Annotated in this window: 15 protein-coding genes; 3 read left to right on the forward strand and 12 right to left on the reverse strand. The window is 61.4% G+C overall.

Translation table 11 applies throughout. The features are described from left to right. The first annotated feature begins 41 nt into the window (after positions 1-41). On the forward strand, positions 42-536 hold the full coding sequence (locus LB577_RS05325; RefSeq protein ID WP_224685858.1) for a hypothetical protein: 495 nt from the start codon (positions 42-44) through the stop codon (positions 534-536). A gap of 66 nt (positions 537-602) precedes the next feature. Here LB577_RS05325 and LB577_RS05330 read toward each other — a convergent pair whose 3' ends face one another. Further along, entirely contained in the window at positions 603-2,714 is a 2,112-nt protein-coding gene (locus LB577_RS05330; protein WP_224685859.1) for a catalase, read from the reverse strand. A 248-nt stretch (positions 2,715-2,962) separates the two neighbouring features. On the opposite strand from LB577_RS05330, the gene LB577_RS05335 reads away from it, so the two are divergent. Then, positions 2,963-3,526 carry a sigma-70 family RNA polymerase sigma factor gene (locus LB577_RS05335; RefSeq protein WP_023768116.1) on the forward strand — a complete coding sequence of 188 codons (564 nt, stop codon included), beginning with the start codon at positions 2,963-2,965 and terminating at the stop codon, positions 3,524-3,526. Here the strand turns inward: LB577_RS05335 and LB577_RS05340 are convergent, their stop codons facing one another. The 11 genes from LB577_RS05340 to LB577_RS05390 all read right to left on the reverse strand — a co-directional run bounded on the left by LB577_RS05340 (position 3,527) and on the right by LB577_RS05390 (position 12,544). Further along, positions 3,527-3,703: a hypothetical protein gene (locus LB577_RS05340; RefSeq protein WP_023780192.1), complete on the reverse strand. Its 177-nt coding sequence runs from the start codon at positions 3,701-3,703 to the stop codon at positions 3,527-3,529. Between the two features lie 160 nt (positions 3,704-3,863). Beyond that, positions 3,864-4,082, reverse strand: coding sequence for a hypothetical protein (locus tag LB577_RS05345; protein WP_023780191.1), 219 nt, complete (start codon positions 4,080-4,082; stop codon positions 3,864-3,866). A gap of 81 nt (positions 4,083-4,163) precedes the next feature. Further along, positions 4,164-5,012, reverse strand: coding sequence for a class I SAM-dependent methyltransferase (locus LB577_RS05350; RefSeq protein WP_224685860.1), 849 nt, complete (start codon positions 5,010-5,012; stop codon positions 4,164-4,166). A 70-nt stretch (positions 5,013-5,082) separates the two neighbouring features. Then, the gene (locus tag LB577_RS05355) at positions 5,083-6,075 is read right to left on the reverse strand and encodes a GNAT family N-acetyltransferase (protein WP_224685861.1); all 993 of its coding nucleotides are present in this window, start codon (positions 6,073-6,075) and stop codon (positions 5,083-5,085) included. Beyond that, positions 6,072-7,178: a glycosyltransferase gene (locus LB577_RS05360; RefSeq protein WP_224685862.1), complete on the reverse strand. Its 1,107-nt coding sequence runs from the start codon at positions 7,176-7,178 to the stop codon at positions 6,072-6,074. Before LB577_RS05360 ends, LB577_RS05355 begins: the two co-directional genes overlap by 4 nt. 61 nt (positions 7,179-7,239) lie before the next feature. Continuing rightward, positions 7,240-8,172, reverse strand: a complete 933-nt coding sequence (locus LB577_RS05365) for a beta-xylosidase (RefSeq protein WP_224685863.1) — start codon at positions 8,170-8,172, stop codon at positions 7,240-7,242. Further along, positions 8,165-8,926: a TIGR04290 family methyltransferase gene (locus tag LB577_RS05370; RefSeq protein WP_224685865.1), complete on the reverse strand. Its 762-nt coding sequence runs from the start codon at positions 8,924-8,926 to the stop codon at positions 8,165-8,167. The genes LB577_RS05365 and LB577_RS05370 overlap by 8 nt, the downstream gene beginning before the upstream one ends. A gap of 3 nt (positions 8,927-8,929) precedes the next feature. Then, positions 8,930-9,733, reverse strand: coding sequence for a sugar phosphate nucleotidyltransferase (locus tag LB577_RS05375; RefSeq protein ID WP_224685866.1), 804 nt, complete (start codon positions 9,731-9,733; stop codon positions 8,930-8,932). Further along, positions 9,733-10,833, reverse strand: coding sequence for a glycosyltransferase (locus LB577_RS05380; RefSeq protein WP_224685868.1), 1,101 nt, complete (start codon positions 10,831-10,833; stop codon positions 9,733-9,735). Before LB577_RS05380 ends, LB577_RS05375 begins: the two co-directional genes overlap by 1 nt. A gap of 14 nt (positions 10,834-10,847) precedes the next feature. After that, positions 10,848-11,444, reverse strand: a complete 597-nt coding sequence (locus tag LB577_RS05385; protein WP_023780183.1) for a histidine phosphatase family protein — start codon at positions 11,442-11,444, stop codon at positions 10,848-10,850. Then, positions 11,441-12,544, reverse strand: coding sequence for an inositol-3-phosphate synthase (locus LB577_RS05390; protein ID WP_224685869.1), 1,104 nt, complete (start codon positions 12,542-12,544; stop codon positions 11,441-11,443). Before LB577_RS05390 ends, LB577_RS05385 begins: the two co-directional genes overlap by 4 nt. 157 nt (positions 12,545-12,701) lie before the next feature. Between LB577_RS05390 and LB577_RS05395 the strand changes: the two genes are divergently transcribed. Beyond that, on the forward strand, positions 12,702-14,444 hold the full coding sequence (locus tag LB577_RS05395; protein WP_224685870.1) for a hypothetical protein: 1,743 nt from the start codon (positions 12,702-12,704) through the stop codon (positions 14,442-14,444). The last annotated feature ends 7 nt before the right edge of the window (positions 14,445-14,451 follow it).

Raw genomic sequence — 14,451 nt, forward strand, 5'->3', positions numbered from 1 at the left:
CAAATGTCGTTGAGATGCTTGTGGGAGAAAGGACGTTGTCCATGTCAAAATTCCAGGCCGCCACTCCGGATCGTCTACGGCAACTCAAGCTTGAAGCCTCGGCTTATTTTACTCCGCTGATGCTGCACGAGGCATTGCTGCGCCTTTCCCACGCCTGTGGAGCTGAAGCCCTTGATCGGTTCGAAAAAGCCATGGTCGACCGGATCGAGGCGACGAAGGACGACCGGGCCGATTTCGAACCAATCAAGGAATTCGCGATCGAGCAGCTTTATGCCTTGGTCCGCGATGCGAAGGATTCGCCAAAAGGGAAACAGTCGCTGGAGAAGATAGACACGCGCAGAACGCCCGGTCGGTCCGAAGAGCCCCAGACGCTCGAGGATCAACTGCAGTCGGGCTTGGAGGATTCTTTTCCGGCGAGCGATCCGCCCGCAGTGGTATCCACGACCATTTCAGGCGGAGCAAAGAAGCTGGTCGGAACCGACGAGGTTCTGAAGAAGCAGCGGCAACAGGCCGCTGGAAAGGACAGTCGATCATAGGTGGCCGTGGCAAGCCGAGGCCTGGGGCAGCCCGGGTCCTGCGGACACCGCCGGCGGTCCAGCCGATCAAAGCTTGACAGCTGCCTCCCGCGCCCAGAGCCGCAGTTTCCGGCAGGCCTGCACGAACGTCTTTGCCGAGGCTGCCGAATCCAGCCGCGTCAGCCCCTCATCGGCATCTGGTGCGACGCCCGCCTTGGCCATAAGCGGCTCGGCTCCCGGCGTGAAGCCGATGAACTTGCAGTGAGCGAAGGCGTCGGACACGAAGTCCTTCGCGGTCGCCTCGTTGAGCAGCAGCCCGGCGCCCTCCTCGGAGAGGAGCAGCACCACCGCGTCGAACAGGACCGATGGACCGCCGTCGATCATGTGCCTGGCCTCGATGTGGGTACCGTCGGCGGCTTCGACGCCGCCCACCTTGGGTGCAACCACCTCCATAACGGCGCCTTCCGCTTCGATGGCGGAACGGAGTGCCTCGAACAGGGTGGTGTCGGTTCCATCGCTGAGCAAAACACCGACTTTGCGGCCTTTGAAACTGTCGGGTCCGTTTTCGATGATGCTGAGGGCCGGCGACGGCGGCAAGTCGTCACGTGTCGGAACGGCCGCCTCGGCGGGTTCGGGCATGTTGCGAATGCCGAGCTTGTCGGCGACGGTGGTCGCCAGGTTTTCGTCGATGTTCAGCAAATGCGAAACCATGCGTTCGCGGATCGCCGGTGCCTGGACCTTGCTCAATTCGAACGTCAACGCCATGGCGATGTGACGCTGCTCCGGCGGTGTCTGGCTGTTGAAGAATTGCCGGGCCTGGCTGTAGTGATCGGCAAAGCTCTCGGCCCGCAGGCGTACTTTCTGCCCTTGCTCGGCATCGGCGAAGGAACGGAAGCCGCGTTGCGGATCCTCGCGCGGTCCCAGTCTCCATGAATTCGGTTCGTAATTGGCGCGACCGACCGGATTGCGCATGGCCATGTGTCCGTCCTGCTGAAAATGGGCGAACGGGCACTTCGGCGCGTTGATCGGGATATGGGTAAAGTTCGGGCTCCCCAACCTTTTCAATTGGGTATCGAGATAGGAGAAGTTGCGGCCCTGGAGGAGCGGATCGTTGGAGAAGTCGATTCCGGGCGGCACATTCTGCGTCATGAAGGCAACCTGCTCGGTCTCGGCGAAGAAATTGTCCGGCATCCGATCAAGCACCAGCCGCCCGACCGGGATCGGCTCGATGACCTCTTCAGGAATGATCTTCGTTGCGTCCAGAATGTCGAAGTCGAAGCTGTCGGCAAACGCTTGATCGAACAGTTGCACCGTCAACTCCCATTCCGGGAAATTGCCGGACTGGATAGCGTCCCATAGATCGCGGCGATGAAAGTCGGGATCGGCGCCATTGATCTTGACGGCCTCGTTCCAGACCACAGACTGCATGCCGAGCTTCGGCTTCCAGATGAACTTGACGAAGGTGGATTCGTCCTTGGCGTTGACGAGGCGGAATGTGTGCACACCAAAGCCTTGCATGAAGCGGAAGGAGCGCGGGATCGCGCGATCCGACATGATCCACATCACCATGTGCATCGATTCCGGCATCAGGCTGATGAAGTCCCAGAAATTGTCATGTGCGGTCTGGGCCTGCGGGAAGTCGCGGTCCGGCTCCTGCTTGGCGGCGTGGATCAGGTCGGGAAACTTGATGGCGTCCTGGATGAAGAAGACCGGGATGTTGTTGCCGACCAGATCCCAATTGCCTTCCTTGGTGTAGAGCTTGACCGCAAAGCCGCGCACGTCGCGGGCGAGGTCGAACGAACCCTTGTTGCCGGCAACCGTCGAGAACCGCACGAAGGCCGGCGTCTTTTCACCGGCTCGCTGGAAAATGTCCGCACGTGTGTATTTGGCCAGTGACTCGTAGGTCTCGAAATAACCATGCGCGCCATAGCCGCGGGCATGAACGACCCTTTCCGGGATGCGTTCATGATCGAAGTGGAAAATCTTCTCGCGAAAGTGGAAGTCCTCGATCAGGGACGGTCCGCGTTCGCCGATCCGCAACGTGTTCTGATCGTCGGAGACAGGCGTTCCGAGCGCAGTGGTGAGAGTGGGCGTCTCGCTTCCAACGATCTGGTGCAGCTCCCCGCCATTTCCGCGCGCGCTATTTTGGTCCAGTCCACTTGCCGATTGACGAGCGGAGCGATGGGCGGATTTGGCCATGACATGTCCTCGGTCGATGACGGAAGGTTGATGCACTTGGTTCACCAAACCGCCGATGCGAGGCTTTGTTCCCATGAAGGAATGGCCGCGCCGGACACGACCGTCGGCTGGCATCCCCGTGCTTGTCGAATTTCCGAAGAGTTGTTTCCAGCAGCCGGAACGAAGCAAACCTCCATGCATTTAGCTCTGACTTCGTTCATTCACTCTTTCTTCTGGGAGCTGGACCATTGTCATCCGGAGGCTACCTTTTGGCCGACCAGGAAACCAATGAAGTTTCCATCGTTGACCTGATACCTGCCCTGCGCGCCTTCGCGCGCACCTTCTGTCGCGTTCCAGACGACGCCGACGACCTCGTGCAGGAGACGTTGACCAAAGGGCTCGCCAACATCGACAAGTTCGAACCCGGTACACGCATGAAGTCTTGGCTCTTCACCATCATGCGCAACACTTATTACACCCGTGTCAAGATCGCTGCCCGGGAAGCGCCGGGCCTGCTCGATTGCGCGTCTTCGAGGCCGATTTCGGAAGCCACCCAGGAATGGACCGTTCAGAGCAAGGAAGTTCACGGCGCAATTCAAAAGCTGCCTGAACACCAACGGGAGGTCCTGATGCTGATTGGCGTTTTGGGAGTGAGCTATGAGGAAACCGCCGAAATATGCGGCTGCGCCGTAGGGACGGTCAAAAGCCGGCTGAACCGTGCCCGCGCCAACATTCTGGAGCTCCTTGGGGAGAGCTCACTACAGACATTGATGGAAAGGCGAAATCAGCTGTCAGATGGCCAGCTTGATATCGAGATCGACAGTCGCAGATAGTCAGTTCCTCACATCGCGCCGACGTTTCTCGACAAGCGCGTTCTGCAATTCGATCGCCAGCTTGGTCAGCCGGTCTGGAATCTTTTCCCGCTCAATGGCGGCCAGGAGGGAAGCAATCTCCTGATCCACTGCCATCTCGACATGCGGATCCGTGGTATCGTCGTTCGAACGAGACATCACATTCTCTTGATAGACAGCGGTCCCTTGATCGTAGTGTGGTGATAAGCGCCTGGCATTACAAGCTGATGTCCACCGCTGAGAATGTCACGGGCGGTCCTTGCACAGGTTATTTGTATGACCTGCATCGTTGCGGACCACGCAGAGGGCGTAAGGCCGTTTACTCCTTGGGCAAATGGTTCGCGGCGTGATCCTGATACTGATCGGACTTGATTCGATTGCCGTCCAGCCCACGTTCTTCGCTGTGCTGCTTCTTGTCGCGATTGGACAAAACCGCGTTCTCTTCGATCTTGTCCTTGGGCAGATTGGTCATTGCGCCGGCGCCGGTACCCTTACCCTGGCTGCCGCGTCCGAAATGCTTTTTGCCGTCGGATGCCATGAAAATCTCCTTCGAATTGGGGACGCTCTTAACGTGCCTTTATTCGACGTCCGAACTGGCATCGCGCTGTAATGTTCCGTCTCACCCGGCAAGCAGGAAGGCGTCGCCGTCCCATGACCGAAACGGCTTCTCACCGTCGATGAGGACCCGCAACCGGTGAGCTTGCGCCAGGCGACCGATGTCGGCGCGGTCTAAAAAAAGCGATCCCCGATAGGAATAGTTCAGCAACGCAAGCCAGCCCGGCCGTTTCAGAACGCGCGCAATTTCCTCGAAATGCCGCTCAGCCATGCCGGCCAGCACCAGATAGGGAAAGCTGTCGACCGCCAGCACGCAATCGAAACTGGCGTCGCCGAATTCTGTCAGGTCGAGACCGGAGGTCTGCCGCAGCTCGACATTGCTGAGTTCGGCGCATTGCTGGGAGGCGATGGAGATCATTCGCGAGGATATATCGATGCCGACCATCCGCCCGAAGGATTTGGACAACGCGCGCTCAAAACGCCCAATGCCGCAACCGATGTCCAGAATATTTCGGTCGCTTCCGGTGAATTCTAGCGCCTCCAGCCATGCAACGATTTCATCGGTCGTCGCTGACAATCTTTCCTCATCGCCAAGAGACGCCAGTTGCACACTTGCGGCTCCCGAAATCGCTGCTGCGGCATCAAAGCTCGAGGCCAGCCGCGTGACGACGGCGGCATCCGTCTCACCCTTGGCGCGTTCATGCCGAACGGCGCCGCCCGTCGCCCGCAACATGGTAAAGATGCCCGGCTTGCGGTGCAGCAGTCCGGCGATTTTTCGCAGTTTTTCCGCGTCGTCGGTATCCGCCGGACGGATTTTCCGCATGAGCTCCACCAATTCCGCGGCTCCAATCGTAGGCGGCAGGTAGAGCGCCAACCGGGCGAGAACAGCTTCGGCGCTGACCCCATCGCCCATGCAGTCTTCGACCGCGAGCCTAACCGATCTCCGGCGCTGCGCGGATCTCGGCACGTTTAAACCCATGGCATCAACTCCGTGTCCAGAGCTTGCGCATCGTCCACCTGTCACCGGCTCCCCAGCCATATTTGTAAGCCTCCTGGCCTCGCAGGAAATCGAACTCGCGCGCACCTTCGCGGATCGACTCCGCGATCGCGTGGCCGATCAGGATCGCGCCTGGGCTCTCCTCGGCGTAGGCAGGATCGAAGCCGCCGAGATAGGCATAGGCACGGCCGCGGTGGTGAAATCCATAGTAGGCGCCGACAGTCGTGCCATCGATCGCGAACAGCCAGCATCGCACCAGGCCGTGAGCATCGAGCAACGGAAGCGAGAGCCGATGGAATTGCTCAACGGCAGCATTGGCCAACACACCACCGCCATGTCCAGCCCAGCGCGCATCGTGCAGGCGGATCAGCTGGTTCAGGAAGTTTTGGTGATCGCTCCGAGGTGACGAAAACGCAATCCGGCCGCGTTTGGATGCGGCCCGGCGCGCCCGGCGCAACTGGCGCCTGCGCCGGGCGGGGACGCAGCCGGCCAATGTTTCGTCGCCGGCGATGGCAAGCACGGGACAGGCGGCATGATTTACTGGCGCGTCGATCTTCAGATCGGGATGCGCGATCGCAAGACCGACACTGTTTTGCGGCAGATCAGACAAGATCCACTGCGACCACTCGACCGAGAGGATCGCTTCGGCGATTGCGGCGACGACTGCCGCCTGGACATCCTGGACAGCCAGGACATCCAGATAGTCGCTGAGCGAAATGCCGACCGGAAGCAGCTTCGAACCGGACATCCCATGCTCGAGATAGAGCGGCGCCAGCCCGACCAGATCGCCGCCATGCCAGACCGCGACTGTCGCCAGTTCACCGGGTGCGAATGCGTGCCACCAGGGCACCAGCCAGGCGGGGGACTGAAACGGCGTCGCCGAGGAACTCTGCTCCCACAGTTTCCACCAGTGCGGCGTCAAGGCCTCGAATTGTGCGGGGTCACCGATGATTTCGCAGCGCAGCACCGCCTTGCTCACGGTGCCGCAACGAAGCGCCGGCGATCGGTGCCAAGTTCTGCCAGCGCCCGATAGGCGTCCATATAAGACGAGATCATCCGTTCCAGCGAAAAGCGCCGCCGCGCCTCGGCCCGGCATGTCTCGGCGTCCAGGCTGGACGCAGCAAGAATGGCTTGGGCCATCTCGTCGACAGTGTTGACGAGAAAACCCGTCCTGCCGTGCTCGATCACATCCGGGAGCGCACCGTTTGGAAAAGCGACCACCGGCGTGCCGCAGGCGAGGGCCTCCATCGCCACAAGCGAACTGGTCTCGGCGGCGAGGCTCGGAACGACCAGACAGCGCGCTGCGTTGAGAAAGCGCCGCTTGGCGGTAAAACCGAGCGGGCCCAGGAAGCGGCGGCGGCCGTCGAGACGAGATTGGACCTCGTCGTTGAAGTAGCGCGTGTGCGTCTCATAGGGATAAACCTTGCCGCCGATGACCAGTGGCACACCCGCCTGCTTGGCCGCATCCAGCGCCAGGTGAATACCTTTTTCCGGGCAGACGCGGCTCAGAACCAGGGCAAAATCGCGCTTCGGCTGAAGCAGGTTCAGCGCTTCGATGTCGACGCCGTTCGGAATCGGCGCCGCCAGTCTGGCGCCTGGTGGCGCGGTCTTGTGCTGGGCGGCTGAGACCGCATGGAGCCATAGGTCGTCGCGCGCCGGGCGCAGCGCCTCGGCCGGATACCAGTCCAATGGCAGGTGGAGGCTCACCAAGGTCGGACCATCGTCGGGCAGATAGGCATCGAAATCGATGCCGTGCAGATGAACCACATCAATCGGCCATCGGGCGCGGGCAGCGGCGATCGCCTTGCGATGAGCCTGTTGCGCGCGATGCTTCGCCGCCTCGTCGAGGACGCCGTTTTCAGCCGGTGTTTCCACAAGAGTGCCGCTCGCGCTGGAGCCACGGCAGCCAACGACGATAGAGCGGTGACCCGCGCCAACCAGTGCCCGATCGAGCATCGACAGAACCTGTTCGGCACCGCCGACAGCGTCGGGCCCGACAGGCGCGAGAGGGTAGGCGACATTGAGGACGGTGAGTGTGGTGGCTGTTCGCGTCCTGGTGCCGTATGCCGCATCGCCACCCATCGACGGTCCCGCGAATTCGTCCAATGTGTCAGGCGCCTTGTGCATGGGCAGCACGGCACTTTCACGCGGCAGACGCCGGCCGCGTCGGGAGCGAGGCGGATGTCATGGCAGGCGCATAGCGGCGGATCATGGTTGCGCAGAATTCCGCGAATTCCTCCGGTACCAGCGGCGGGCTCGTGTGGTGGGGCATCATTCCGCGATGGTCTGGTGTGAAGCAGAAGGTGACCGTCACGTCGAAATCGGCGAGTGCTTCCATCTGCCGGTCGAACCAGTCCAGCGCATTCGGCCGGAAGCTGTCCGCCCAGGAAAGTCCGGTGCGCATGTTGGTGACGCCCAGCCGCTTCATCCAGGCAACGGCATCATCCAGCCGCGGGTCCTCGAAATGGAACCACTGCACCAGCCCCATCGCGGGTGTATAGCGCAGGAATTCCTTCAGCGCCGGTTTTGGCGTCCCGTCCTGGCGCAGCAGCCCCATGTGGAAATGACGATAATAGGAGGAGCCCTCCGCTTCGCGATGCCGAGTCGTTGCTTCCCACTCGCGCGGAAGATCATAGAGGCTGTACCACTGGATGCGAGGCGCGTTGCCGAGCAGCAAATCGGCGGTGCGCTTGAGCCCCCAGACCTGGATTTCCTCGGCGCCGAAGGTCGATACGCCGACTTCGCTGACCCAGATGGGAAGATCGGTGACGGTCGCGATCTCGCCGATCTTCTGCGGCCACTCCTGGATCTGCCACAGGTTCCAGTCGAGAGGAAAGCCGTGTACGGCGACGGCGTCGACATGGTTCAGCACGCCCAATTCCTTCATCCGCGTGATGAAGCCGGGATCGATTGGCGAGATGCCGCCAAGCACTTTTGTCAGAGCCGGGTTCTCGGACGCGATCGCGTCCGCCGACAGGATCGCCATGCTGGCAAAGCGGCTCCAATCGGGGTCGAGCTCGGGGTCCCAATGTGACTTGTTGTTGGGCTCGTTCCAGATCATCGCGGCTTCAATCATGGAGCTTTCCTTTCGACGGATAGATCGCGCCGCCTCCGCCCGGCTCGCCGGCAGCGCGGCAGAAATAGACCTCGTGCTCAGGATGCAGAACGATCTCGAAACCGGCGCTGCGCAGCATCGCTTCGGTGCAGGCGCGGTTGGGAATCCACCAGTTGGTCGGATCATCGGCATAGCGGTGTTCGATGAAATGGAGCTTGGGAAATTCAGGCCGGTCGAACAGGTCATGCGTCCAGAAATGATAGTTCTCTTCCAGCTCGGGCAGATCCGCGCTGCCGCGTTGCATGGATTGGAAGATCATCAGGTCACCGGCGACATGCTCACGGATCAGGTCGAGCGCAAGCAAGGGATGGCGCAAGTGGTAAAGCACCCCCATGAACAGCACGACATCGAATGTCTCACGTAGGGCGCCGACGTCGTAGACCGAAAGTTTCTGGAATTCGATATCGCAATCCGCGATCTCGGCGGCAAAACGAGCCTGCGCCAGATAGGCCTCGTCGAAATCAATGCCGAGGACACGGGCAGCACCTCGCCGTTTCATCTCGATGGAGTAGAAACCGGCATTGCAGCCAATATCGAGCACCGTCTTGCCGGCCAGATCGGCGGGAATGGCATCGGCGAATTTGCGCCATTTGATCAACGGATAATTGCCCAGAAAATGGTCGGGGGCGGTTTCGACACCGGCCAGTTCCATGTTGTGGAACCATGGCCCGAGCGCATCGATGCGGCGGCGGATTTCAGCGTCGGAGTGCAGCATGGTTCAGGCTCCTTCACCCGGAACGACGGGCACTTGCGGGTGTGCCCCAGGCACAACAATGGTGGTCTGATGTTGTTCGGATGTGGCGCCGTCCTCGAGCAGCCGAAGAGCCGTGCGGTAGCCGTTGAACGTACCGACATCGACGTAGGAGACACCAGCCCTGACACCGTAGGCTCCACCGCCGGCAGCCAGGTAGGCGTTGATCAGGGTGCCGATATATTCGTCGCATCGGTTCCGTTCGCGCCAGAGTGCCTCAAGCTCGTGCAAGGTCCGGCCCGGCATCTTGAACGCCCCCCAGATCCAGTTTGTGGCAGCATCTTGCCGCTTGACCTGGATTTCCTTCACCCGATCTTTCTCATCGAGAACCACCGCATCGAAGAATTCGGGGCGGTCCACGGGGAAGAGCAGAAATGACAGGGAGTTGTCGGGCAGGCGGGAGAAGCCGTCCTCGGGAAACCAGATCGTGTCGGGAAGGCCGACCAGGACGACCTCGTCGGGCGCGACGAGGGGGGCTGCCCGGAAAATCGCATCGCAAAGCCCAACTGGGCTGGGCTGCACGACAAAAAGGGCCGCGGCGTCACCATAACCGGCGGCGTAGTATTCGAGGATGTCGGATTTGCCGGACCCGATGATGAAGCAGATCTTGTCGACGCCGGCGCGCACCATCCGCCGCACCAGATATTCGCTCACCGCGCAGGGACGCTCGGTCTGCCCATCGACCCGGCTGCCGACCGGCAGCAGCTCTTTCGAGAAGCCGAGTGGTTGAATGCGGCTGCCACGCCCGGCAGCGGGCACAATGCCCAACATCAGACTGCTTCCTTCATCGGTTCGCCGGGAGATTTTTGAAAGGCGTCGCTCAGGATGCGATCCAGTTCCGCCGCGCGCCGGGCGGAAGTGTGTTCGCCCAAGACCCTCTCGCGGGCACGCCTTCTAATGAGGTCGAGTTCGCGCTCCGGCAATCGCAATGCGGCGACCACATCATCCGTGTCGTGCGCCAACAGGATTTCGCGACCGGGTTCAAAGAATTCCGCGAGGCCGGGCCATGCATCGGTGACGATGGCAGCCCCACACGCGGCCGCTTCGAAGAGCCGCCCCGACGGGCACCAGCCCTTCTGCGCCATCGCTTCGCGGGTGACGTTCAGTGTCAGGCGCGACGATGAGAAGAAAGCCGGATGATCGGCGGGCGGAAGATGCCTGACAAAGAAGATGTTGTCGCTCCATGGGAATTCCTGCGGATATTGCGCGCCGCCAATGATGAAGCGGTGGTCAGGCAGGCGCGCGGCCGGGCGGACCAGCAGCTTTTCGACGCCGGCCTGGCGATCCGCTGCGTAGGTGCCGAGATAGGAAAGATCGCCGGCGAATTCGGCCCGCTTCTCTGCCGGCCGGTGTTGGTCGGGATCGACATGCCCGTAGAGCGGCACCACGTGGCGGGCGCCTAAAACCGACTTCAGCGCGTCGACCGCCGAGCCGCCGGTGTAGCTCAAGACGAGGTCGAAATCGGCAAGACCCTCTGGCCCGAAATAGGGAGGACGCTCGCCTTGTTCGATGCGGGCTAGCGTGACCGGCGTGTCCAGATCGTAGAAGACACGCAGTCCGCGGCCTGCCTGCTGCGCCAGCCGCGAGGCCTCCACGGCATCGGGACAGTAGGAGGTGACGACGACCACATTCGCTTGCTTCATCGCGCCCTCAGCAACGCGGCGGATGTCTTCCCAGTCCGGGTAGATAACGACGTTGCCGCCATCGAGATGATCGAGATCACGCGTCCCGGCATAATAGGGGGTATCGCGTTCGAAGAAGGTGATGGACCATCCCAGTCGGGCGAGGGCGCGGATCAGTCCCCTCCATAAGGTGGCATGGCCGTTACCCCATGAAGACGTGACGGTAAGACCGAAAATGACCATCTGCATCCGGCAAATCCTCGTCAGGCAATTTCATTCAATCGGATCAGCTTCGCCCCCCAGTCACCGGACACGATCGTCGTGATCGAGGCGGGATCGATATCGAAGCGAAAGCAGTCGCCGGCTGGCAAGCCAAGGACATTGCAGACCGCGGCCTTGATCACATCGGCGTGGCTGACCAGGGCGACACACCGATTCTGATGCCGCTCGCGGACGGCGGTAATCAGCGCGACGATGCGCTGCTGGACATCCAGCATGGTCTCGCCGCTCGGTGTCCGGGCTTCCTGCCGCTGGTTGTTCCACGCTCGCCAGCCGGCGTCGCCATTCAACTCGTCGAACGTCTTTCCCGACCAGTCGCCGAAGTCGATCTCGTCGAGTTCGGCGCAGATCGCGATTTCGCCGACGCCGCAGGCAAGCGCGATTGGCACGGCCGTCTCTCGCGTTCGCTCACGCGGGCTGCAAAAGATCGCTCCAATCGGCTCCCGGGCCATGCGGCCGCCAAGCTGTGCTGCCTGCGCTTTGCCAGTGTCGCCAAGGCAAACGCCGTCCATCCGTCCTGCAAGATAGGAGCCGACATTGTCGTGTGCCGCATGGCGGATCAAAAAGAAGGTTGTCGTCATTCCGCGGCATCGAGCAGGGGCTCGTCCTTGCCGGCGATGAATGCAAGCGTGCGCTGTCGCGCTTCGGCGTCGGTGAACTGTTCTGGAGGCGACTTCATGAAATAACTGCAGGGGCCGGTCAGTGCGCCGGCAATGCCGCGGTCGAGCGCCAGCTTTGCGCAGCGTATCGCATCGATCACCACGCCGGCTGAATTTGGAGAATCCCAGACTTCCAGTTTCAGCTCGGCGTTGAGCGGCACGCCGCCGAAGGTCGTGCCTTCCACCCGAATATAGGCCCACTTGCGATCGGTCAGCCACGGCACGTGGTCGCTGGGTCCGACATGGATATTGCCCGGTTCCAGAGGAACATCGAATTGGCTGGCCACGGATTGCGTCTTGGAGATTTTCTTCGATTCCAGCCGCTCGCGTTCCAGCATGTTGAGGAAGTCGGTGTTGCCGCCGAAATTCAGCTGATAGGTGCGATCGATGCGCACGCCGCGCTCGCGGAAGAGATTGGCGAGCAGCCGGTGAACGATGGTCGCTCCGACCTGGCTCTTGATGTCGTCGCCGACCAGCGGCAGCCCGCGTTGCTCGAAGCGCCGGCGCCATTCCGGACGTGAGGCGATGAAAACCGGTATGCAATTGACAAAGGCGCAGCCAGCTTCGAGCGCGCACTCGGCATAGAAGCGCGTCGCTTCCTCCGAACCCACCGGCAGGTAGGAGACCAGCACATCGGCGCCACTGTCGCGCAAGATCTCACTGACATTGGCGACCGGCTCCGGCGCCTCCTCGATTTCGTCGCGCAAATACTTGCCGATCCCGTCAAGTGTCGGTCCGCGCTCGACGCGAGCGCCGGTCGTCGCCGCATCGGCAAAGCGGAACGTGTTGTTCGGGGGGGCGTAGATCGCTTCCGCGACGTCGCGGCCTACCTTGCTTTTGGCGACGTCGAATGCACAGACAATTTCGATATCATCGACATGGTAGCCGCCGAGGTCGGCATGCATCAGTCCCGGGATCGGTTCGTTGCTTTTTGCGTGGCGATAATAGGACAGGCCCTGCACCAGGGAGGATGCGCAATTGCCGACTCCAACGATACCAACACGAACCTTTTTCGATCCCACGAAACTGCCGCCCTATGCTGTTCAAAGGTAAGTTCCTGGCGCCGAACCGCCAGCGTGCCGGAATGTTCCTTGGCCCGTCGAAAAATTGCGCAAACCACCATGGATCGAAGCTGCACCCGCTGCGTTGCCCGCACTGCAATCCTTGGAAAACCGATCGATGATCGTCTACGGCGACCACAAGCGGACCGAAAACGCACAGCGGCTTCGCCAGGCCGTGATCGACATGGCCGAAAGTCTTGATCGCATGCCGCATGGCGTCCGGCGCCATGCTGCGTTGGTCGGGCTATTCATCAGCGTGTCGGAACTGGTTCAGGCGCTTGCCGACGCCGATTTCGAGACGCGCGGCATCGACATCTTTTCGACGCGTGAACAGCAAGGTGCCAAGTTGCTGGTCGGACTTGCGGCAGAGGTGGCGAAGTCGTGGCGAAACGGCTTCGCCATAGGTGGTGGCATTGCCCCGGGACTTCTCCGACTGCTTGCCGGGCTCGACTGTCAAGCCGAGGTTCTGACCGGTTCCGCCGAGGGTTATGCGCATTATGCGCTATATCCCGAAAGCTATTTGGGCGCGGCGCAGGAGTCAGGTCTCGATGCGAACACATGCGTGATCGGCATCCGCAGCATCGGCCTCGGCCTTGCCGCCATGGTGGCCGCCGCGATTGGCGCGCCGGCGCCATTCAGCGTTCGTCCGATCGGCCATCCCTTCCGCAGGCATGTCAACGCCGATCCACGGTCGATCGCCGCCTGGAAGGACAATCCATCGGCCCGCTTCGCCGTTGTAGACGAGGGTCCCGGCCTGTCCGGCAGTTCGATGCACGCCGTTGTCGCGTGGCTGCGGGAACTGGGTGTCGATACGGACCGCATTCACCTGTTTCCCAGCCATTCAGGCGCCCCGGGCATCGAAGCGTCGCCGGAGGCAAGGGAGACATGGTTGCGCTGTCCGAAACATGTGGCGACGGCGTTTGAGCACACCTTCTGCGAAAGCTCGAAAAGTCCCACGCTGCGCGATTGGGTGGCCGAGGCGGTCGGCAGCCCCGAATTGAGCCTGACCGAACTATCTGGTGGCGAATGGAGGAGCGTCCACTACGTCGACGAGAAGCGGTGGCCGCCGAGCCCGCGCCGCGCCGAGCGGCGCAAATTCGTGGCGTCTGCGGGACATGATCGCTGGCTCGTCAAATTCGCCGGCCTCGGCGAAACCGGCCGGCGCAAGAAACGCGCCGCGGAAATGTTGAACGAAGCCGGGTTGGGACCGCAAGTGGTCGCGCTTTGCCACGGCTTTCTGGTCGAGCGGTGGATTGACGGCACCACGATGGATCAGGCGCCTCTGCCCAGAGCAAGAATGATCGCGGAAATGACACGTTACCTAACGTGGCGTGCGCTTAATCTTCGAACCTGCGAGCCGGGTGCATCATTGCTCGCGCTTGCGGAAATGGCTGTTTCCAATTCATCGGAAGCCTTGGGCGAGAACTGCGCGGCGAAGTTGCGCGGTTGGCTCGCGAAACGGACCCCTGTGCAGGTGTTGCAGCGAGTTGAAATCGACGGAAAGCTTCACCCGTGGGAGTTTCTCGTTTGTGCCGACGGCACGGTGCTCAAGACAGATGCTGTCGACCATTGCCGGGCACATGATTTGATTGGCTGCCAGCCGATAGAGTGGGACATTGCCGGCGCGCGTGTCGAATATGGACTATCCGACAGTGATGTGACGAGGTTGGTCGAAGGGATGGTGCTCGACGTTGACAATGGCCACATCGATTTTTTCGAACCTTGCTACCTGGCGTTCCAGATAGGCCTCTGGAGCACGGCTGCCCAATCCGAAAACGGCGGGGAAAAAACCAGGCTGGCTGCGACGGCGGATCGATACAAGCTGGGGCTGATACGGTTTCTTGACGAATGCCAGGCGTGACCGTTTC

This window comes from Mesorhizobium sp. B283B1A (assembly GCF_020165735.1).
Taxonomy (GTDB): Bacteria; Pseudomonadota; Alphaproteobacteria; order Rhizobiales; family Rhizobiaceae; genus Mesorhizobium; species Mesorhizobium opportunistum.

Excerpts from the sequence above, each read along its gene's own strand:
- LB577_RS05325 (WP_224685858.1), top strand. The coding sequence starts at position 42 with ATGTCAAAATTCCAGGCCGCCACTCCGGATCGTCTACGGCAACTCAAG.
- LB577_RS05330 (WP_224685859.1), bottom strand. The coding sequence starts at position 2,714 with ATGGCCAAATCCGCCCATCGCTCCGCTCGTCAATCGGCAAGTGGACTG.
- LB577_RS05340 (WP_023780192.1), bottom strand. The coding sequence starts at position 3,703 with ATGTCTCGTTCGAACGACGATACCACGGATCCGCATGTCGAGATGGCA.
- LB577_RS05345 (WP_023780191.1), bottom strand. The coding sequence starts at position 4,082 with ATGGCATCCGACGGCAAAAAGCATTTCGGACGCGGCAGCCAGGGTAAG.
- LB577_RS05350 (WP_224685860.1), bottom strand. The coding sequence starts at position 5,012 with ATGGGCGATGGGGTCAGCGCCGAAGCTGTTCTCGCCCGGTTGGCGCTC.
- LB577_RS05360 (WP_224685862.1), bottom strand. The coding sequence starts at position 7,178 with ATGGGTGGCGATGCGGCATACGGCACCAGGACGCGAACAGCCACCACA.
- LB577_RS05365 (WP_224685863.1), bottom strand. The coding sequence starts at position 8,172 with ATGATTGAAGCCGCGATGATCTGGAACGAGCCCAACAACAAGTCACAT.
- LB577_RS05370 (WP_224685865.1), bottom strand. The coding sequence starts at position 8,926 with ATGCTGCACTCCGACGCTGAAATCCGCCGCCGCATCGATGCGCTCGGG.
- LB577_RS05375 (WP_224685866.1), bottom strand. The coding sequence starts at position 9,733 with ATGTTGGGCATTGTGCCCGCTGCCGGGCGTGGCAGCCGCATTCAACCA.
- LB577_RS05380 (WP_224685868.1), bottom strand. The coding sequence starts at position 10,833 with ATGCAGATGGTCATTTTCGGTCTTACCGTCACGTCTTCATGGGGTAAC.
- LB577_RS05385 (WP_023780183.1), bottom strand. The coding sequence starts at position 11,444 with ATGACGACAACCTTCTTTTTGATCCGCCATGCGGCACACGACAATGTC.
- LB577_RS05395 (WP_224685870.1), top strand. The coding sequence starts at position 12,702 with ATGATCGTCTACGGCGACCACAAGCGGACCGAAAACGCACAGCGGCTT.